Origin of the sequence: Streptomyces cavernae (assembly GCF_004023625.1) — a bacterium.
Classification (GTDB): domain Bacteria; phylum Actinomycetota; class Actinomycetes; order Streptomycetales; family Streptomycetaceae; genus Streptomyces; species Streptomyces cavernae.
Genome location: NZ_ML137708.1, coordinates 246,571 through 264,813 on the forward strand (window position 1 = coordinate 246,571; position 18,243 = coordinate 264,813).

Genomic DNA, 18,243 nt, shown 5'->3' on the forward strand with positions numbered 1-18,243 from the left:
CACTCTGAGCGCCGACAGGAAGACGGGCCGGGGCCGTGCGAGGTGCGCCAACTACGCATGGCGGGTTCGCCCGCGCGACGTGCAGTCGGACAGCGCAAAGACGCGTAACCGACTCACCGACGCGGGGTCACCGACACGCGGTCACCGAGACGGGATCAGGGACCGCAGACCAGCAGCAGCGGCAGCAGCGGTGCCGCCACGGTTGCCGTCACGATCCCCAGCCACGCCGTCCAGTGCGGGCGCGGCTGCGGAGTGAGCACCCGGTGCAGCCGGAGCAGCGCGCCGGAACCGCCACCGTCGGCCCCCAGGGCCACCCGCGGCACCCGGCCCCCCGCCACCTCGCACATCGCGGTGGCCAGAGCGTCCCGGGAATGCGAGCGCAGGGCACGGTCGTCCGCCACCATCTCCAGCAGCAGTACGGTCTGCCCTTTGACGTGCCGGGCGAGCGGGAGACCGGGGAACGCCCGGGAGAACGCGTCCACGACCAGATGCAGCACATGGTGACGCCCGGTGATGTGGGCGCGCTCGTGCTCGAGCACCGCCCGCAGTTCCGCGTCCGAGAGGACGTCCAGCGCGCCTCGTGTGACGACCACTCGGGAGGAGCGTCCCGGCAGGCAGTAGACGGCCGGGGCGCCATGGTCGACGACCGTGGCACCGTACTCGGGGGCCGGTTCCCCGACGAGGGCGAGCATGTCCAACTGACGCTGTCGCGCACGGCGTGCCCGCAGGGCGCAGCGCACGAGCCACCCCACCGGCAGCACCAGCACCACGACCGGCGCGGCCAGGACGAAGGCGTCACCCGCGGCGGGGGCGTGGGACGGGGCACCTTGGGCCAGCCCGCAGACAGCCAGCAGACCGATGAGGCCGCCGTGTGCGTGCTCGCCCGCGAAGACCAGGTGGTACACGGCGAGTGAGGCGGCGACGACGAACGTCAGCATCAGGCCCTGCCAGGCGAGGACGGCGACCGCCGGTGTCCGGTGGGCCCAGCCGGCGCGCGCCAGGAGAGGCGGCAGCGCGGCGCCCACCAGGGCCGCGTAGCCGGCCAGCGCCACGGCGGTGATCATGCGTCGTTCCGCCTCTTCGCCGCCCGCAGTGCGGCCCGGAGCGCGTTGGTCTCCTCGGGTGTGATCCGCTCGACGAAGCTCACCAGGGCGCCCACCGGGTCCGGGTTGCTGCCGAGCGCCTCCTGCATCAGCGACGCCGTGTACTGCTGGCGCGTACAGGTCGGGGTGTACACCCAGGCGCGGCCTTCCTTGTGCCGGGTGAGCATGCCCTTGTGGTGGAGGATGTCGGCGACGGTCTTCACCGTGCTGTAGGCGAGGGGCCGCTGCTTGTTGATGTCCGTCAGCACGTCACGCGCGGTCGCCGGACGCCCCCAGGCCCACAGGCGGTGCATGATCTCCGCCTCCAGCTCACCCAGCTGACGCACGCTCACTCCCTTCGCCGCCGGAGCGTCATACCTCCGGACGAGTGAATTTTCATCGTAGTCTGCCGGTGCGCAAGCCCTCGCCGACGGGCTGGCCCCCTGCCGGACGCCGTCGCGATCTCGCCCATTTCCGCCAATCCGCTTAGCAGAACAGCAGTCTTACCTCCCCCGCGCGGCAGGTTCCGTCCTCCTTTAGTACTGTCGGCTGCGGCGGTCCGCAGTGGCTGCCCGTGAAGAGGTTGACGGACGATCGGGAGAGGTCGGAGGTATCGCGGTGAACGTGAGCCGACACGTACGGGCAGGGGGCGCCCTCGGGCACCTGTTGCTCGTCGTCGTGCTCGCGCTCGGTGTGTTCGTCATGCACACCGTGGGGCACCCTCAGGACTCCTCCGCCATGGGCATGGATCCCGCGGCGCACACGTCGACCGTCGACAGGAGCGCCACGGCTAGGACGGGCGCCACAGCTCGGACGGGCGCCACGGCTCATGGCACATCCGGATCCGCATCGGGGGCCGAGGCCGCCATGAAGGCTGAAGTCGCCATGAAGGGCGAAGTCCCGATGCAGGCCGAGGCCGCCATGAAGGCGAAGACCGCGATGAAGGACCTGGAGGCCGAGGCCGCCGGGGAGCCGGGTCGGGTGAGCGAGGCGGACCCGCACGCGGCGTCCGTCCACCGGCCCGTCATGGCGATGGACATGCTCTCCTTGTGCGTGGCGGTGCTGCTCGGCGCCTGGGTGCTCGCCGCCCTGCTGCGGTCGGCACTCGCCCGTCGTCCCGGTTCCCCTGCGGATCTCCTCGCCCGGGCCCTCGCCTCAGCCCGCCCCGATCCTCCGCCGAGAGGCCCGGATCTCACCTCCTTGTCAGTGCTGCGGCTGTAGGCCGGAACGCCCCGCGGGCGCGCACCGTGCGCGGCTCCGCGATCTGGCGTACGCCACACAGTTCACCGAACCACCACAGAACCGACAGCACGAGGTGAGAACGACCATGACTGCCTTCACGCGCGCCCTGAGCCGCACGCCCGTCCGCCGGATGTCCGCCGTGGGAGTCGTAGCGGCGGGGGCCCTGCTCCTGTCCGCCTGCGGCGGCGACGGCGATGACATGAGCGGCATGGACCACGGCAGCGGCAGCGGCAAGAGTTCCGCGTCGGCGTCCGCCGAGTCCGGGAAGTCCGGGGGCTTCAACGACGCGGACGTCATGTTCGCGCAGATGATGATCCCCCATCACCAGCAGGCGCTGGAGATGGCGAAGCTGGCCGACGGGCGCGCCGCCGACGCCGGGCTCAAGGACATCGCCGGGAAGATCGAGCAGGCCCAGGAGCCCGAGATCAAGACGATGACGGGCTGGCTGGAGTCCTGGAACAAGCCGACCGCGATGGAGTCCATGCCGGGCATGGACCACGGTGCGGGCGGCATGGAGGGCATGATGTCCGACGAGGACATGGACGAGCTCAAGGCCATGAAGGGCGCGGAGTTCGACAAGATGTTCGCGCAGATGATGATCGACCACCACAACGGCGCCATCACCATGGCCAAGAACGAGCAGAAGAACGGCGAGTACACCGACGCCGTGAAGATGGCGGGCGACATCGTCAGCGGGCAGTCGGCCGAGGTGAAGGAGCTCAAGGCCATCCTCGGCCGGCTCTGAGCGCACCGACCGGCCCCGAGCCGACCGGTAGAAGGCTCGGGCCGACTGACCGGCCCCGAGCCGAACGGCCGCAGGCTCTGAGCCCACCGACCGGCCCGGAGTCGGCGAGACGACAGTGGGGCCCGGCGCTGCGCCGGGCCCCACTGGACCGACCCACCCGGCGGGTGGAGGCTGGGGGCCGGAGGGGCTGAATCGTGTCCGGCACCGGCGGCGAACGCCTACCATCGGTCCCCCACCCAGCCGCACGACACCCGCCCGGAGGCAGCACCATGCCCGCCATCGCCCGCGTTCTGGCCGATCTCGACGACCGGCTGGCCAAGGCTCCCGCGGACCGGCAGGGTGCGCTGTGGCGGTTGGCCGAGCCGGGGCGCGGGCTGGACGCCAACGCCGTACGGCTGCCACCCGGCACGACCGTCGACTGGCATCGCGAGGATGTACTGGACGTCCTGCTGGTCGTCCTCGGAGGCGACGGCCGGCTGGAGTCGGACGAAGGGGCGCACGAACTCACCCCGCACACCGCCGTCTGGCTCCCCAGGACCTCCCGGCGAGCACTGCACGCCGGCCCGGCGGGGCTGTACTACCTGACCGTTCACGCCCGCCGCCCGGGCATGACCATCGGCTCCGCCGCGCCCTCGGAATCGGCCGCCGGTGAACCAGCCTGTCTGCTGCACCGGGTGTGCGCCGAGTGCGGACGCCTCGCCGAGCAGTCCGACGCCCGCTTCTGCTCACGCTGCGGCACCGCGCTGCCCGACGAGACGCTCGGTTAGGGTCCCCTGGCCGGGCCGGCCCCAACCGGACCAACCCCAGCCGGGCCAGCCCCAATCGGACCACCCGGACCCGGCGGACGGCCCCCGTTCGTCACACGGCGAGCCCGTGCTCGAACCGCTCCCAGACCCGGTGCGCGGCGAGCAGCCCCGTCAGCTGTTCCAGGGCGCTCGTTCCGGTGTCGGCGGTGATGACGCCGGAGGCGTCCGCCGGGATCCCGGCGGACGCGAGTGCCCCCGTGCCGTCCGCCCAGCAGCCGATCGCCTTGCCGTGCCGGAACAGTTCCGACAGCAGCAGCCGCACCCGGGGGTCCGTGCCCGTCGGCGCCGCGTCCCCTGCCTTGGCGTCCCGCACGCCCAGGGCGTCCCCGCCCGGCCGCGGGTTGCCCGCGACCAGGACGGCGTCGAACTCGACGGACCGGGCCGCCGCGAACGTGCGCTGCACCGTGAGCGGTTCGCCCTCCGGGTCGAGCCTTCCGCCGTGCGGGCCGATCACCAGAGGCACCATGCCCGCGTTCAGGACGGCCTCGCGCACGGCGCGTACGCCGTCCAGGTCACCGCGTTCGTCGGCGACGATGCCGATGATGCGGCCGTCCAGGGGCCAGGTGCGGCCCAGTTGGGACAGCGCGGGACTGGGCTCGACGTCCACCAGGGGCACGGTGGCCTCCGGCGCGGGCAGACCGAGGCCGGTCGCCACCGCCGCGCAGAGCTCCGGGTCGATATTGGCGAGCACTCGCAACTGCCGTTCCTTGACCGCCTGTTCATAGCATTTGCTCAGCTCGAAGGTGTAGGCGCCGATGATGTGCTCGCGCTCCACGGGCGTCATGCTCAGCCAGAACCGGCGCGGCTGGCTGAAGTGATCCGCGAACGACTCGGCCGCCTCGCGGACCTTCTTCGCCTGGGGCACCGTCACCGGTGTCTCGACGTACGCGCCGGTGTCCGCGCCCGCCATGAACGGGCAGCCGCCGTCGAGGGAGTTGGGGTGGTAGGGGGCCACCCCGCTGTGCACGGCCGTCTGGTGCATGCCGTCGCGGTGCATGTCGTTGACGGGGGCGTGCGGGCGATTGACGGGAAGCTGGCCGAAGTTGGGACCGCCCAGCCTGCTGATCTGGGTGTCGAGGTAGGAGAAGAGGCGGCCCGCCAGCAGCGGGTCGTCGGTGATGTCGATACCGGGCACGAGGTGACCGGGGTGGAAGGCGACCTGCTCGGTCTCCGCGAAGTAGTTGGCCGGGTTGGCGTTCAACGTCAGCAGCCCGACCGGCTGCACCGGCGCCAGCTCCTCGGGGACGATGTTCGTCGGGTCGAGCAGGTCGATGCCCTCGAAGGTCTGCTCGGGGGTGTCGGGGAAGGTCTGCACGCCCAGTTCCCACTGCGGGTACGCGCCGGCCTCGATGGCGTCGGCCAGGTCGCGGCGGTGGAAGTCCGGGTCCATGCCACCGACGATCTGCGCCTCCTCCCACACCAGGGAGTGCACGCCGAGCTTCGGCTTCCAGTGGAACTTCACCAGCGTGGTGGTGCCCTCGGCGTTCACCAGCCGAAAGGTGTGCACGCCGAAGCCCTCCATCATCCGGTACGAACGCGGGATGCCGCGGTCGGACATGTTCCACAGCGTGTGGTGGGTGGCCTCGGTGTGCAGGGAGACGAAGTCCCAGAACGTGTCGTGGGCGCTCTGCGCCTGCGGGATCTCCCGGTCCGGGTGCGGCTTCCCGGCGTGGATGACGTCGGGGAACTTCACGGCGTCCTGGATGAAGAACACCGGGATGTTGTTGCCGACCAGGTCGAACGTGCCCTCACTGGTGTAGAACTTCGTCGCGAACCCCCGGGTGTCACGCACGGTGTCCGCGGAGCCCCGCGAGCCGAGGACGGTCGAGAACCGTACGAAGACCGGGGTCTCGACGTCCATGGCGAGGAACGCCGCCTTGGTGATGCCCGCCGCGGTGCCGTAGCTCTGGAACACACCGCGGGCGCCCGCGCCGCGCGCGTGCACGACCCGCTCGGGTATGCGTTCGTGGTCGAAGTGGGTGATCTTCTCCCGCAGATGGTGGTCCTGGAGGAGGACCGGGCCCCGGGGGCCGGCCTTCAGCGAGTGGTCGGTCTCGTAGAGGCGGGCTCCCTGAGCGGTGGTCAGATACGGGTCCGTCTGGGAACGGTAGGCCGGATCGGCGTCGACGCGGCGTCCCGTGGGGCTCACCGGCTCGGGGGCGCTCTGGTCGTGCTTGGGCGGCAGCGGCGGACGGGGTTCGGTGGGCTCGTCGACCGGTGGGGTCGCGGGCGAAGGCTTGCCCGGCACCCCTTCTGACGGGCCGTCTTCACGCAGCGTCTCCGCCACTTCGGTTGCCTTCGCCGCCACCTTCTTCAGGGGGTTCCTCTCGCTGCTCATGGCACCTTCCTGCTGTCGGGCCGTGCTTTTCCGGGCATCGCGACTTCGCTGGGTACCCGTGAGCCGCCCGGGTCGAACCGCGATTTCCGGCCGTGCCGATCACCGCCGCGCGGGGGCACCCGTCGTCCGGCGGGCCGGCGATGACGCTACGAGCCGGGCCCGCTGCTCGTCCTCGGTCTCGTCCTTGCACAGGCGGAGCTTCGACGGGCGGAGCTGGCACAGGCCGAGTTTGGACAGGCCGACCCTGCACAGGCCGAGCACGGTGACGGTCCGGATGACCGTCGGCTCATCACCGGCCCGCCCGCAGCCGCCCCGGCCGACGAAACCGGCGCCCCGTCATTCGTTGCGCCGCAGCGTGCCCCAGGGGCTGCCCTGCCGGGCGACCGCTTCCTCGGCGGCCTCGATGACGCTCTCGTCGATCCAGGCGACCGGCTCCACGTCTCCCACCAGGGGCTCGTTGTCGGGGCCGCGCCCCACGACCCGTCCGAGCAGGACCCAGGGCCGCACTCCCGGGCCCTTGTCCCGCGGCAGATGGGAGTAGTCGTGCAGGCGGCGTGCCACCCACAGTTCGGGGGACCGGTCCTCCCACCAGGGCTCGATGCCCAGCGGGTTGGCGGACAGGCCCGGCATGCGGACCCCCGTGAGCTCGTCGGTGCTCTCCGCGGAGCCGAGGTCCGCCGCGGGACCGTGCGACCAGCGCACGAACAGGCGTGGATTCCGCTCCACCAGGGCCGCCACCTCCCCGAGTGAGCCCAGCACGGGCAGGTCGTCCGCGGTTGTCATGTCTGACCGCTCCTCGTGTCCGTCTCCTGCGCCGGTCACCCCGGTCACCCAGTCCTCACTTCCCCCGGGCTCACCTTGCCCACCTGCTCGGCGCCCGGTCGGAGTACCCCGCCGGGGAGATCGCTCACCTCCGCGCAGGGACCCGGCTCGCCCACGCCCTCGAACCGCGCGTCACCGGCGTGAGCCTGCTGACTACGCTTGATCGGCATGCAGTCCTACACAATCGGTCAGGCGGCACGCCTCCTCGGTGTCAGCCCGGACACCGCACGCCGGTGGGCGGATGCCGGACGGGTGGCCACCCATCGCGACGAGAGCGGGCGGCGGCTCATCGACGGGCGGGACCTGGCCGCCTTCTCGGTGGAACTCGCCAAGGCGGACGCCGACGAGGAGGTGTCCTACACCTCCGCACGCAACGCCTTCCCCGGGATCGTGACCGCCGTGAAGCTCGGTGATGTCGCGGCCCAGGTCGAGATTCAGGCCGGACCGCACCGGCTGGTCGCGCTGCTCACCCGGGAGGCGGTGGAGGAGCTCGGGCTCGAGGTCGGAATGGAGGCCACCGCACGGGTGAAGTCGACAAACGTCCATATCGATCGCACCTGACTCCACCGGCTTCCGCCGATCGCACCTGAGTCGCTCCGCCGGCTTCCACGCCGAACGCACATACGCCCTCCATCGGCGTCGAGACCCGGCTCATGCGATGCCTCAGGGCCCTTACACCTCGCATATGCGTCTGTATGATCGACGCATGCGCGAGGTGCGACAGCGTGAGCAGAGGGGTGGAGCTGTCATGGCCAGTTCCGTACGTCGACCCGGCCCGAGCATGTGTTGGGCCGCGGCGGGTGCCGCCGCGTTGCTGACGCTGACGGCCTGCTCCTCGTCCGGCGCCGGGGGCGGCACCACCGACTCCGATTCCACGGCGGCCGCGGGGGTGCCCTCGGACGGGTCGGACGGGCTCTCCGGATCGGTGACCGTGTTCGCCGCCGCCTCCCTCAAGGAAAGTTTCACGACGCTCGGCAAGGAGTTCGAGAAGGACCACCCCGGCACGAAGGTCACCTTCAACTTCGGCGGCAGTGACACGCTCGCCGCGAGCATCACGGGCGGCGCCCCCGCCGACGTCTTCGCCGCCGCCAGCACCAAGACGATGGCGATCGTCACCGACGGACGGGCCGCCGCCGGCGCGCCGGTCACCTTCGTGCGCAACCAGCTGGAGATCGCCACCCTGCCGGGCAACCCCGAAAGGATCTCCTCCCTGAAGGACCTCACCAAGTCCGGCCTCAAGGTCGTCCTGTGCGACGAGGCGGTGCCCTGCGGCGCCGCCGCCCGGAAGGCGCTCGCCGCCGCGGGTCTGAAGCTCACCCCCGTCTCCTACGAGCAGGACGTGAAAAGCGCCCTGACGAAGGTGGAGCTGAAGGAGGCGGACGCCGCGGTGGTCTACAAGACCGATGTGAAGGCGGCGGGCGACAAGGTGGCGGGCGTGACGTTCCCCGAGTCCGCCGAGGCCGTCAACGACTATCCGATCGCCCTGCTCAAGGACGCGCCGAACGCGGCGGCGGCGAAGGCGTTCATCGAACTGGTGACGTCCGCCGAGGGCCGCCGGGTCCTGACCGGGGCGGGTTTCCTCCAGCCGTGACCCCACGACCCATGACCCGGCTCGAGGCGTCGTCCGACGGCGCGGCGAACACCCTGGCGGGCGGTCCGCGGCGCCGCGGCCTCATCCGTCCGGGCGGGTCCCGGAAGCCGGCGGCCGCGAGGCCCCCGGCGGCGCTGCTGCTGCCCGCGCTGATCGGTCTGGCGTTCCTGCTGCTGCCGCTGATCGCCCTGCTGGTACGTAGTCCCTGGCGGGGTCTGCCGGAGCTGCTGACCAGCGCGGCGGTGTGGCAGGCACTGCGGCTGTCCCTGGTCTCCGCGACGGCGGCCACCGCCGTGAGCCTGGTGCTCGGTGTGCCCCTGGCCTGGCTGCTGGCCCGGACGGACTTCCCGGGGCGGGGTCTCGTACGGGCCCTGGTGACACTACCGCTGGTGCTGCCTCCGGTGGTGGGCGGCGTGGCGCTGCTGATGGCACTCGGGCGCAACGGGGTCGTCGGGCGGTGGCTGGACGCGTGGTTCGGGATCACTCTGCCGTTCACCACGGCCGGGGTGGTCGTGGCGGAGGCGTTCGTGGCCATGCCGTTCCTGGTGATCAGTGTGGAGGGGACGCTGCGGGCCGCGGATCCGCGCTACGAGGAGGCCGCCGCGACGCTGGGCGCGTCCCGGTTCACCGTGTTCCGCCGGGTCACGCTGCCGCTGATCGCGCCGGGGATCGCGGCGGGCGCGGTGCTGGCCTGGGCCCGCGCGCTCGGTGAATTCGGTGCGACGATCACCTTCGCGGGCAACTTCCCCGGGCGTACGCAGACGATGCCGCTGGCCGTGTACCTGGCGCTGCAGAGCGACCCCGAGGCGGCGATCGCGCTGAGTCTGGTGCTGCTCGTGGTGTCCATCGCCGTCCTGGCGGGCCTGCGCGACCGCTGGATGACCACGTCATGACCGCCGACGGCCCCGCCGAGGACGGCAGCCCCCGGACGACGGCACCCGGGGCCGCCGAAGGGCTCGACGCCCGGCTCCTCGTGGAGCGGGGTTCCTTCCGTCTCGACGTGCCGCTCGCCGCCGCGCCCGGTGAGGTGGTCGCGTTGCTCGGCCCCAACGGGGCGGGGAAGACGACCGCGCTGCGGGCGCTGGCCGGACTGGCCCCGCTCGGCGGCGGGCATCTGCGGCTGGACGGGGAGTCACTGGAGAGGACCCCTGCGGAGTCCCGGCCCGTCGGTGTCGTCTTCCAGGACTACCTGCTCTTCCCGCACCTCACCGCGTTGGACAACGTCGCCTTCGGTCCCCGCTGTCAGGGCGTGCCCAAGGGCGAGGCGCGGGCCCGGGCCGCGGAGTGGCTGGACCGCATGGGGCTGGCCGACCGCGCGGGAGTCAAGCCGCGCCGGCTCTCCGGTGGGCAGGCCCAGCGTGTGGCGCTCGCCCGGGCGCTGGCCGTCCGGCCCCGGCTGCTGCTGCTCGACGAGCCGCTGGCCGCGCTGGACGCCCGCACCCGCCTGGAGATACGCGCACAGCTCCGGCGCCACCTCGCCGCGTTCGAGGCGGTGGCCGTCCTGGTCACGCACGACCCGCTGGACGCCATGGTGCTCGCGGACCGGCTGGTCGTGATCGAGGAGGGCCGGGTCGTGCAGGACGGCGCCCCCGCCGACATCGCCCGTCATCCGCGCAGCGACTACATCGCGCGTCTCGTCGGTCTCAACCTCTACCGGGGCCGGGCCGAGGGCCACACCGTCCGGCTGGACGACGGACCGGCGATCACCACGACCGAGGACCTCACCGGGCCCGCCTTCGTGGCCTTCCCGCCGGGTGCCGTCACCTTGCACCGCGACCGGCCCACCGGCTCCAGCGCACGCAATCTGTGGCAGTGCCGGGTCGTCGGCCTGGAGTCGTACGGGGACCGGATCCGGACGGACCTCACCGGTGAGCTCGCCCTGGCCGCCGACCTCACCACGGTCGCCGCCGCTGAGCTCGGCCTCCACCCGGGCGCACCGGTCTGGGCGACGGTGAAGGCCATGCAGACGCATGCGTATCCCGCCTGACGCCGCGGCGGCCACTCATGCGGATAGGGTGACTCCAGAATTGGACAAACCACATATTCCTCTCTTTCTGTGAGGCGTCCCCCATGAGCCTGAGCATCCGCAACCAGCTTTCCGGCTTTGTCACCGCCATCACCCCGGGCGGGGTGCTGGCCATCGTGAAGGTCCGGCTCGACGGGGGCCAGGAGATCACCGCGGCCATCACGCTGGAGGCCGTCCAGGAACTCGACCTCGCGGAGGGCACGGCCGTGCGCACCCTGGTCAAGTCGACGGAGGTCGCGCTCGCCACCGATGTGATGGAGGGCCTGTCCATCCGCAACCAACTCCCGGGCAAGGTCATGGACATCAGCCCCGGTGGGGCCATGGCGTCCGTCAAGGTCGCCGTGCCGGGCGGCGAGCTGACGGCGGTGATCACCAATGACGCGGTGACCGCCCTGGACCTCGCGGCGGGCGCCCCGGCCGTCGCTCTCATCAAGTCCACGGAGGTCTCCCTGGCGACGGGCTGAGTCGTCGCAGTGACACTTCCGAGCACCAGCGACACGCAGGGAGCCCCGGTGCCGTGGCGGTGGGAGGAGGGGCTACGGGTCGGGCACCGGCACGACATTGCCCGCCGCGTTGCAGCGGACGGTCCAGGGCGTCTCGTAGCCCTCCTCGTAGACCCGCACGTCCACGTCGGAGGATTGTTCGCTGTCGGACGCCTGGGCGTTGGCCGCGGTGCAGATGACCTGGCTGAGCCCGAGGCCGCCACCGCGGGTCATGTCCGCCACGGACACTGGGAGGCGCAGGTCCACAGCGTTGTCGGCGCCCTGCGCGACCAGCCTCCAGTCGAGTGGGGGTACCTCGGTGATCAGGCCGCGGGCCCGTTCGGCGGCGTCGGGCCCCTTGAGGAGCAGGTCGAGTGCCTGTTGCGGGGTCAGGGGGGCGTCGACCTCGCGGGTGACGGCCTGAATGCCGTACGGGCTGACGAAGTAGAGCTGGGCATAGTGGTGCGCGGACCCCGGTTCGCGAAGGCCGGACGCCGGGGCGCCGGCTCGGACAGGGCCGGTCGAACCAATGCCGCAGCCTGCCGACAGCACGCCCACCACGGCTACGAGACAGCTGAGTCGGCGCTTCATGGCTGGTCCTCCTGCCGGAGTGCGCGCGGGAGTGTGACGGTGAACACCGCGCCACCGTCGGGGAGATTGGCGGCGGTGAGGGTGCCGTGGTGCAGTCGTACGTTCTCCATCGCGATGGCGAGACCGAGGCCACTGCCCTCGGACCGGCCCCTGGCGGCGTCCGCCTTGTAGAAGCGGTCGAAGACATGCGACAGGACCTCCTCCGGGATGCCGGGGCCGTCGTCGGCGACGTCGATCACAAGGAACTCCTGCGCGGCAGTCGCCCGGACCGTGACAGGAGCGGCGCCGTGGCGCAGCGCGTTGCCGATCAGATTGGCGAGGACGACGTCGATGCGCCGCGCGTCGATCCGGATGCGCGGGTCGTCCTCGGGTAGCTCGGTGATCACCTCCTCCGGCTCGCGCCAGCCGCGCAGGTGAAGCGTCTTGTGGACGACGGTGCGCAGACTCACGTCGTCCAGGTGCAACACCGCCGCACCCGCGTCGAAGCGGGAGATCTCCATGAGGTCCTCGACCATGCCGGCCAGCTTGCGGGTCTCGTCGCTGATGAGGAGGACCGCGTCGGCGGTGTCCGGAGGCAGGATGCCGGAGTGGGCGTCCTCGTCGAGGGCGTCGGTGACGGCGGCCATGGCGGCGAGCGGCGTCCGCAGCTCGTGCGAGACGTCCGCGGCGAACCGACGGGCATTGACCTCCATCCGCCGCAGTTCGGCGCCGTCCCGCTCCAGTGCGGCCGCCATGGTGTTGAACGTGCCGGTCAGCGCGGCGAGTTCGTCGTTGCCGACGACGTCCAGGCGCGTGTCCAGGGCACCCGAGGTGATCTTCTCGGCGGCCATACGCAGCTGCCGTACGGGACGCAGCACCCGGTGGGCCGCGAACAAGGCGGGCACGACGGCGAAGGCGAGCGTCGGGACGGCGCCCGCCCAGACCGCGGTGATCAGGGCGGAGACGTCGGCCCGTTCGTCCTCAAGTGACAGAACGGCGTAGGCGACAAGCCCCGATGGTTTCTCGGCTCCATCGCGCCCACCGGTGTAGCTGATCGGCATGCCGATGAACAGCCGCGGCCCGTCGGCGTGCTCCACACGCTCATAGAAGGTGGCGTCGCCGTTCTCTGTCATGTCGCGCAGGGCGCCGCTGACATCGCCCACGGTGCCGATGAGTGGCCCGCCATCGCGGGCGACGGCCGTTTGCCAACCCCGCGCGCCCGAGGCACCGTCCAGCTGGCGCGCCAGGATACGAAGATCCGCGTCAGTGGGATCGGCCGGAAGGGTGGGGGCAAGCGAGTCGATCTGGAGGCGCAGTTCGCTGACCGCGCTGTTCTGAGTGCGGTCCAGGATCGCGCTGCGGGCCTGCCGGAAGGTGAGCACGGCGGTGATCGACGCGCCGAGCGCGGCGACGAGGACGAAGGCGACGACCAGCCTTGGACGCAGTCCGCGGGGCAGGGTGAGTTTCATGCGGGCAGCGGGCCGAAGCGGTAGCCGAAGCCACGCACCGTCTGGACGTATACCGGGCGGCGCGGATCCTCTTCGATCTTTGCGCGCAGCCGCATCACACAGGCGTCGACCAGGCGGGCGTCCGCGTAGTAGCTGTGCTCCCAGATGTCCTCCAGCAGCTGCTGACGGCTGAAGGTCCGCTCCGGGGCGGCACTGAGAAAGAGCAGCAGCTTCAACTCGGAGGGCGCGAGCGGGAGTTCTTCGCCGCGCTTGCGGACGATCAGCGCGTCGCGGTCGATCTCGAGGTCGCCCACCGAGGTCGGACCGGCACCTGTGTCGGTGTCGGCCGGGGCAGGGGCGACGCGGCGCAGCACCGCGCGCATCCGGGCCTCGATGACCGCGGCCCCGGCGGGCTTGACGACGTAGTCGTCGGCGCCCGCCTCGAGGCCGATCACGACGTCGATGTCGTCGCCGCGCGCGGAAAGGATCACGATGGGAACCCGGCTGGTCTCGCGGATGCGGCGGCATACTTCCAGCCCGCTCATGCCGGGCAGCATCAGATCGAGGAGCACCAGATCCGGCTTGATGGCGACCAGGGCATCGAGCCCGTCCTCGCCGGTGCCGACCGCCTCGGTCTCGTGCCCGTTGCGGGCCAGGCCCAGGACGACACCGCGGCGCACGGCCGGATCGTCCTCGATCAACAGGACACGGGTCATGTGCGGTTCCCTTTCCACGGAGAGCGTGTTGTTCCGTCAATTGTGTGAGCCGTCAGAGAGACCGGGGTCCGGGGGTCACTCCAACTGGTCGATGTCGACCGTGCCCGCCCCCGGAACCGGCTCAGGCACCGCTCCCCACAGGATGACTCCGGCCAGGGCCACCGCGACCGTCGCGATCACCCCGCGCCTGCCGCGCGCCCAGCCCACCCGGAACCGCACCGGATCCTCGACGAACCGCTTCGTCACCGCGGCGGCCACCAGCGAAACCCCGATCGCGACGACGGTTCCGCCCCGGTCCCCGAGGACCGACAGTCGTGGCAACAGCAGCAGGTACACCGGCCAATGCCACAAGTACAGGCTGTACGACACCTTTCCCAGGCCTTGCGGCAGGCGGCTGCCCGCGATCCGTGCCGCCCAGGTGCCTGGTACCTGGGCCATCAGGACGATCAGTACGGCCGCGGCGAGAGAGTGGAGGAAGAGCCCGCCCTGGAAGAGCAGGGGCGCCGTCTCGCCGTCGGTCACGGCCCACGCCACCACCAGCCCGCATCCCAGGAACAGGCACACGAGGTCGGCAGCGCGGCGCGGCACGCGACGCGCGAGGTTGCACACCGGCGCGGTGGCCGCGAGCGCTCCGAGCAGCAGGGCGGCGCCACGGGTATCGGTACCCTCGTAGGCGCGGGTGGTGTCCACCGCGGCACCCAGCGAGACGGTCAGGGCGAGGGAGACCAGGGCACCCGCGCCGGCGAGCGAGGCCACGGTCCCCTCACCGCACCGCCCTCGGGCGGCCACCGCCACCACCAACGGCCAGGCCAGGTAGAACTGCCACTCCACGCCGATGCTCCACAGGTGGGCGAAGACGCGGGTGTCGGAGGCGTTCCAGTAGCCCACCTGCTCCGTGATGTAGTGCCAGTTGACCGTCTGTGCCCCGACCCAGGGCATGTCGTCGAGCGCGAAGCGCAGCTGCGCCGTGCTCCCCCAAGCCCACGTGGCCACCACGGTCATGACCACAACGCAGACGAGAGCGGGTAGCAGGCGACGGGCACGGCGGCCCCAGAACACGGCCAGGGCGATCCGGCCGCGCCCCGTCGCCTCGGCGAGGAGCAGCCCGGTGATCAGGTAGCCGGAGAGCACGAAGAACAGGTCGACGCCGAGAAAACCACCCCGTAGCTGCCCGGCGTGGAAGAGCAGCACGGCCGCGACGGCGAACCCGCGCAGCCCGTCAAGAGCTGCAATGTGCGCACGGCCCACCCCGCCGCGGCGTGCCGCACGGTGCCGGGCAGGCACCGTGCGGCCGCGCACCGGCGCGGGCGACGGAAGACGCGAAGGCATGAAGTCAACCGTTCCGTCAGTCGGCACAGCCGAGCTTGCTGTATCGCTCGTCACCGGTCCAGGATTCCTGGGCCCAGGTGTCCACCGACGCCGCCGTGAAGCTCTCCTGCTTACCGAGTTCGTCGGTGAACCACTTGGCGAAAGTGGCCGCCCCCTGTTGGCAGTTGTGGATCCCGTCCGGGGCGCGCTGCGCCTTCTTCGCCGAGGCGTCGGTGCCCCACACCTGTTGGGCGTCGAGGAACGCCGCCGCGCCACCGCTCTTCCCGGCGACTTCCGCGGCTGCCTTGGGAGCGGTGCGCATCTGCCTCTCGTGCTGCCGGTAGAACCCGTCGATCTTGATGGGCGGCGGTGAGACGAACACGGCCTTGGCCCCGGCTTCCTCGGCCGTGTCGACGGCCTTCTGGTAGGCGGCCCGCTGTTGGTCCTGGCTTCCCCAGTCGTACGTCGTGACCTGGTAGGCGATCACGGTGGGACGGAACGACTCGATGTCCTTGCCCAGTTGCTTCCATGTCTCGTTGGAGATCATCCGCGTGATCTTCTCGCCGCTGTCGACGATCGTGCCCCCACCGTTCGAAGAGGAGTCCTTGAACTCCACCCCACTCGCCTTCAGGGCCGCGCCCAGGGCGGGAGCCTGGGCGCCCGCGATGGAGTCGCCCAGCCAAAGCACCTTCGTACCTGCGCTCGTCGTTGTGTTGCCGTTCCTTTCGTCCCTGGTGCCGGTGCCCTCCTCGCCGCACCCGACCAAGGTCAGGCCGAGCACGGCGACTGCGGTGACCGCGCTCAGGGCATGGCGGGGGCTGCGAGGAGAACGGGGACGGGACTTGTGCCTGTTGTTCATGCCCCCAGCACAACAGCCCTCGATAGCCCAATCGCCCGCCGTCATCATTCGCTCATAGTCCGGACAAGGAGTGCTCATGAAGGCCGCCGCCCAGAATGCGGTGCGCAGTTCGTCGACGGCGGCCGGTGGCCCGGCGCCGACGACGCCACCGTTTCGCTGACGCGCTCACCTCCGTCGGACGGCGTGGCGGCGATGAAGTACACGCCCCGACCCGCGCGTTGCTCCCCGTACTCGTGTTTCATCGGACTGGGCAGCGCGACCGTACCCGATCCCGAGCTGGTGAGCCGTCTTATCGTGCGGGCCCTGCGTGCGGCCGGGCTGCGGGGTGTCGTACAGCGCGGCTGGGCCGGTCTCCGGGCGGACGGCGACGACATGTTCACCGTCGACGAGGTCCCGCACTCCGCGCTGTTCCCGCACATGGCCGCCGTGGTGCACCACTCGGGTGCGGGCACGACCGCGGCGGGACTGTGCGCGGGTGTTCCCGCGGTGCCGATGCCCGTCCAGTTCGACGAGGGTTTCTGGGCCGCGCGGCTGGTCTCGCTCGGGGTCGCGCCGTGCGCGGTCCCACTGCGCACGCTCTCCGCTGACCGGCTCGCAGCGGCCCTCCTACGGGCGACCCGGGAGCCGTCGGACGCCCGTCGGGCCCGGGACCTGGCCGGGCGGATCCGCGCCGAGGACGGGGTGGCGCCTGTCCTCGCCGCCCTGCACCGGCTCTGAGCGACCCGCCGGCCGCACCAAACGGGTCTGTCGGGGCACGGGTCCCGTAGGGGCACGGAACCCGTCGGGCAACGAACCCCTTGGGACCCGGAACCCGTCGGGCCTGGAGGCCCTCAGGCCCACTCCTCCCGCAGCCCGTCTTCCGGTGCCCGCTCGGGCCGTTGGTGCGGGTCCGCCCTTGGGCGCGCGCGGACGCGCGACCCGGCGAGCGGGGCGAGCCGGTCGGCCGCGCCCTCGACGAGTTCCAGGTCGGCCCTGGTGTGGGCGATGGCCGCGTCGATGAGGAGGGACACCAGGGGGTCGCCCGTGTGGGAGCGCCGCAGCCGGGTCAGGCCGGCGAGTTCGGAGAGGTACGACTGGCGCTGCGCCGTCACGAAGGTGTTCAGGGCGTCGGCGCCGAGGGCGGAGGCACCGAACAGTTTGAGGAACAGTTCGTCGCGGAAACCGCCCGTGCGCACCCAAGCGCTGGTGGCCCACTCCCGCAACTCCTCCTGCCCGGTCGCCGTGAGGCTGTACAGGGTCTTGTCGGGCCGGTCCGACTGGGCCACTTGGGACCTGGTGACATAGCCGTCGCGGACGAGGCGCTCCAAGATCTGGTAAAGGTGCCCGATGTTGAGCCCGCCCCACTGCGGGCCCACGGCCTCCTCGAAGCGACCCTTGAGCTCGTAACCGTGATCGGGCCCCTCGGTCAGCAACGCCAACACGGCGTGATGCAGCGGCATTTTGCACCTCCACTGGATTGTGACAATGTACCGCTGCATTGCCGCAATGCACGATGGGTGGGAGAGATCATGGGTGTGCGACTGCTGGGTGTGACGCGACGGTATCCGGGGCTGACCGCCCTGGACGCCGTCGACCTGGAGATAGCGGACGGCGAAGCCGTAGCGGTCACCGGCCCGTCGGGCTCGGGAAAGTCCACCGTGCTGCACCTGGTCGGAGGCATGGACCGGCCGGACGAGGGAGCCGTCGAGGTGGACGGCAAGGAACTGACGGCTCGTGAGTTGGACGCGCACCGCCGTCGGGTCGGGTTCGTCTTCCAGCGCTTCCATCTGCTGCCCGCGCTGACCGTGCTGGACAACGTGATGGCACCGGTGCTGCCCCGCCGGGTGGACTTCGACCGGCGGGCCCGCGCGATGGAGCTGCTGGAGGCGGTCGGTCTGGGCGAACGCGGCGACGCGCTGCCGTCCGAGCTCTCCGGTGGCCAGCAGCAGCGGGTGGCGATCTCCCGGGCGCTGATCAACCGGCCCGGGCTGCTGCTCGCGGACGAGCCGACCGGCAACCTCGACAGCGCGACCGGGCGGGAGATCATCGATCTGCTGCTGTCGCTGCGTGAGCGCTACGGGATGACGATGGTGCTCACCACCCATGACCCGGAGGTGGCCGTCGCCTGCGACCGGATCGTGCGGCTGCACGACGGCCGGATCGTCACCGACGAACGCGTGGCACCGGCCCCCGACGTGCTCGACCGGCTCGGGGGTCTGCGTCCGTGAT

At 71.4% G+C, this 18,243-nt stretch carries 19 protein-coding genes and 1 pseudogene; 10 read left to right on the forward strand and 10 right to left on the reverse strand.

Annotated features, from left to right (window positions below; translation table 11 throughout):
- Positions 1-155: 155 nt before the first annotated feature.
- Together EF387_RS01160 and EF387_RS01165 are read right to left on the reverse strand one after the other, a co-directional pair.
- A complete protein-coding gene (locus EF387_RS01160) occupies positions 156-1,064 on the reverse strand; it encodes a M56 family metallopeptidase (protein WP_128374547.1) in 909 nt (302 codons plus the stop codon).
- Positions 1,061-1,429 (reverse strand): BlaI/MecI/CopY family transcriptional regulator, encoded by a 369-nt coding sequence (locus EF387_RS01165; RefSeq protein WP_128374548.1) that lies wholly within the window; start codon positions 1,427-1,429, stop codon positions 1,061-1,063. The genes EF387_RS01160 and EF387_RS01165 overlap by 4 nt, the downstream gene beginning before the upstream one ends.
- 277 nt (positions 1,430-1,706) lie before the next feature.
- Between EF387_RS01165 and EF387_RS01170 the strand changes: the two genes are divergently transcribed.
- The 3 genes from EF387_RS01170 (at position 1,707) to EF387_RS01180 (ending at position 3,836) form a co-directional block, all read left to right on the forward strand.
- Complete coding sequence (locus EF387_RS01170; RefSeq protein ID WP_162467054.1) at positions 1,707-2,303, forward strand: hypothetical protein; 597 nt, start codon at positions 1,707-1,709, stop codon at positions 2,301-2,303.
- 106 nt (positions 2,304-2,409) lie between these two features.
- Positions 2,410-3,069 carry a DUF305 domain-containing protein gene (locus EF387_RS01175; RefSeq protein ID WP_128374550.1) on the forward strand — a complete coding sequence of 220 codons (660 nt, stop codon included), beginning with the start codon at positions 2,410-2,412 and terminating at the stop codon, positions 3,067-3,069.
- Between the two features lie 269 nt (positions 3,070-3,338).
- Complete coding sequence (locus EF387_RS01180; RefSeq protein WP_128374551.1) at positions 3,339-3,836, forward strand: zinc ribbon domain-containing protein; 498 nt, start codon at positions 3,339-3,341, stop codon at positions 3,834-3,836.
- A gap of 91 nt (positions 3,837-3,927) precedes the next feature.
- Here the strand turns inward: EF387_RS01180 and EF387_RS01185 are convergent, their stop codons facing one another.
- Positions 3,928-6,213 carry a catalase gene (locus tag EF387_RS01185; protein ID WP_128374552.1) on the reverse strand — a complete coding sequence of 762 codons (2,286 nt, stop codon included), beginning with the start codon at positions 6,211-6,213 and terminating at the stop codon, positions 3,928-3,930.
- A 336-nt stretch (positions 6,214-6,549) separates the two neighbouring features.
- Entirely contained in the window at positions 6,550-6,996 is a 447-nt protein-coding gene (locus EF387_RS01190) for a DUF6098 family protein (RefSeq protein ID WP_128374553.1), read from the reverse strand.
- Positions 6,997-7,203: 207 nt separating this feature from the next.
- On the opposite strand from EF387_RS01190, the gene EF387_RS01195 reads away from it, so the two are divergent.
- The 5 genes from EF387_RS01195 to EF387_RS01215 all read left to right on the forward strand — a co-directional run bounded on the left by EF387_RS01195 (position 7,204) and on the right by EF387_RS01215 (position 11,116).
- On the forward strand, positions 7,204-7,596 hold the full coding sequence (locus tag EF387_RS01195; RefSeq protein ID WP_128374554.1) for a TOBE domain-containing protein: 393 nt from the start codon (positions 7,204-7,206) through the stop codon (positions 7,594-7,596).
- 187 nt (positions 7,597-7,783) lie between these two features.
- Entirely contained in the window at positions 7,784-8,626 is an 843-nt protein-coding gene (gene modA, locus EF387_RS01200) for a molybdate ABC transporter substrate-binding protein (protein ID WP_128374555.1), read from the forward strand.
- Between the two features lie 11 nt (positions 8,627-8,637).
- A complete protein-coding gene (gene modB, locus EF387_RS01205) occupies positions 8,638-9,519 on the forward strand; it encodes a molybdate ABC transporter permease subunit (protein ID WP_128374721.1) in 882 nt (293 codons plus the stop codon).
- On the forward strand, positions 9,516-10,613 hold the full coding sequence (locus tag EF387_RS01210; RefSeq protein ID WP_128374556.1) for an ABC transporter ATP-binding protein: 1,098 nt from the start codon (positions 9,516-9,518) through the stop codon (positions 10,611-10,613). Before modB ends, EF387_RS01210 begins: the two co-directional genes overlap by 4 nt.
- A gap of 83 nt (positions 10,614-10,696) precedes the next feature.
- Complete coding sequence (locus EF387_RS01215; RefSeq protein WP_128374557.1) at positions 10,697-11,116, forward strand: TOBE domain-containing protein; 420 nt, start codon at positions 10,697-10,699, stop codon at positions 11,114-11,116.
- A 72-nt stretch (positions 11,117-11,188) separates the two neighbouring features.
- On the opposite strand, the gene EF387_RS01220 is transcribed toward EF387_RS01215, so the two are convergent.
- From EF387_RS01220 to EF387_RS01240, 5 genes are all read right to left on the reverse strand, one after another.
- Positions 11,189-11,725, reverse strand: coding sequence for a GerMN domain-containing protein (locus EF387_RS01220; RefSeq protein WP_128374558.1), 537 nt, complete (start codon positions 11,723-11,725; stop codon positions 11,189-11,191).
- Positions 11,722-13,173, reverse strand: coding sequence for a sensor histidine kinase (locus EF387_RS01225; protein WP_128374559.1), 1,452 nt, complete (start codon positions 13,171-13,173; stop codon positions 11,722-11,724). The genes EF387_RS01220 and EF387_RS01225 overlap by 4 nt, the downstream gene beginning before the upstream one ends.
- Positions 13,170-13,868, reverse strand: coding sequence for a response regulator transcription factor (locus EF387_RS01230; RefSeq protein WP_128374560.1), 699 nt, complete (start codon positions 13,866-13,868; stop codon positions 13,170-13,172). Before EF387_RS01230 ends, EF387_RS01225 begins: the two co-directional genes overlap by 4 nt.
- 75 nt (positions 13,869-13,943) lie before the next feature.
- A complete protein-coding gene (locus tag EF387_RS01235; RefSeq protein WP_202918106.1) occupies positions 13,944-15,197 on the reverse strand; it encodes an acyltransferase family protein in 1,254 nt (417 codons plus the stop codon).
- Positions 15,198-15,213: 16 nt separating this feature from the next.
- A complete protein-coding gene (locus EF387_RS01240; RefSeq protein WP_128374561.1) occupies positions 15,214-16,035 on the reverse strand; it encodes an SGNH/GDSL hydrolase family protein in 822 nt (273 codons plus the stop codon).
- Positions 16,036-16,260: 225 nt separating this feature from the next.
- Between EF387_RS01240 and EF387_RS01245 the strand changes: the two are divergent.
- Positions 16,261-16,752, forward strand: a pseudogene (locus EF387_RS01245) (glycosyltransferase); the annotation flags it as partial.
- A gap of 113 nt (positions 16,753-16,865) precedes the next feature.
- Here the strand turns inward: EF387_RS01245 and EF387_RS01250 are convergent.
- Positions 16,866-17,474 (reverse strand): PadR family transcriptional regulator, encoded by a 609-nt coding sequence (locus EF387_RS01250; RefSeq protein WP_128374562.1) that lies wholly within the window; start codon positions 17,472-17,474, stop codon positions 16,866-16,868.
- 69 nt (positions 17,475-17,543) lie between these two features.
- On the opposite strand from EF387_RS01250, the gene EF387_RS01255 reads away from it, so the two are divergent.
- On the forward strand, positions 17,544-18,242 hold the full coding sequence (locus EF387_RS01255) for an ABC transporter ATP-binding protein (RefSeq protein ID WP_128374563.1): 699 nt from the start codon (positions 17,544-17,546) through the stop codon (positions 18,240-18,242).
- The last annotated feature ends 1 nt before the right edge of the window (position 18,243 follow it).

Excerpts from the sequence above, each read along its gene's own strand:
- EF387_RS01180 (WP_128374551.1), top strand. The coding sequence starts at position 3,339 with ATGCCCGCCATCGCCCGCGTTCTGGCCGATCTCGACGACCGGCTGGCC.
- EF387_RS01175 (WP_128374550.1), top strand. The coding sequence starts at position 2,410 with ATGACTGCCTTCACGCGCGCCCTGAGCCGCACGCCCGTCCGCCGGATG.
- EF387_RS01230 (WP_128374560.1), bottom strand. The coding sequence starts at position 13,868 with ATGACCCGTGTCCTGTTGATCGAGGACGATCCGGCCGTGCGCCGCGGT.
- EF387_RS01210 (WP_128374556.1), top strand. The coding sequence starts at position 9,516 with ATGACCGCCGACGGCCCCGCCGAGGACGGCAGCCCCCGGACGACGGCA.
- EF387_RS01220 (WP_128374558.1), bottom strand. The coding sequence starts at position 11,725 with ATGAAGCGCCGACTCAGCTGTCTCGTAGCCGTGGTGGGCGTGCTGTCG.
- modB (WP_128374721.1), top strand. The coding sequence starts at position 8,638 with ATGACCCGGCTCGAGGCGTCGTCCGACGGCGCGGCGAACACCCTGGCG.
- EF387_RS01235 (WP_202918106.1), bottom strand. The coding sequence starts at position 15,197 with ATGCCTTCGCGTCTTCCGTCGCCCGCGCCGGTGCGCGGCCGCACGGTG.
- modA (WP_128374555.1), top strand. The coding sequence starts at position 7,784 with ATGGCCAGTTCCGTACGTCGACCCGGCCCGAGCATGTGTTGGGCCGCG.
- EF387_RS01225 (WP_128374559.1), bottom strand. The coding sequence starts at position 13,173 with ATGAAACTCACCCTGCCCCGCGGACTGCGTCCAAGGCTGGTCGTCGCC.
- EF387_RS01185 (WP_128374552.1), bottom strand. The coding sequence starts at position 6,213 with ATGAGCAGCGAGAGGAACCCCCTGAAGAAGGTGGCGGCGAAGGCAACC.
- EF387_RS01240 (WP_128374561.1), bottom strand. The coding sequence starts at position 16,035 with ATGAACAACAGGCACAAGTCCCGTCCCCGTTCTCCTCGCAGCCCCCGC.
- EF387_RS01195 (WP_128374554.1), top strand. The coding sequence starts at position 7,204 with ATGCAGTCCTACACAATCGGTCAGGCGGCACGCCTCCTCGGTGTCAGC.
- EF387_RS01215 (WP_128374557.1), top strand. The coding sequence starts at position 10,697 with ATGAGCCTGAGCATCCGCAACCAGCTTTCCGGCTTTGTCACCGCCATC.
- EF387_RS01190 (WP_128374553.1), bottom strand. The coding sequence starts at position 6,996 with ATGACAACCGCGGACGACCTGCCCGTGCTGGGCTCACTCGGGGAGGTG.
- EF387_RS01255 (WP_128374563.1), top strand. The coding sequence starts at position 17,544 with ATGGGTGTGCGACTGCTGGGTGTGACGCGACGGTATCCGGGGCTGACC.
- EF387_RS01250 (WP_128374562.1), bottom strand. The coding sequence starts at position 17,474 with ATGCCGCTGCATCACGCCGTGTTGGCGTTGCTGACCGAGGGGCCCGAT.
- EF387_RS01160 (WP_128374547.1), bottom strand. The coding sequence starts at position 1,064 with ATGATCACCGCCGTGGCGCTGGCCGGCTACGCGGCCCTGGTGGGCGCC.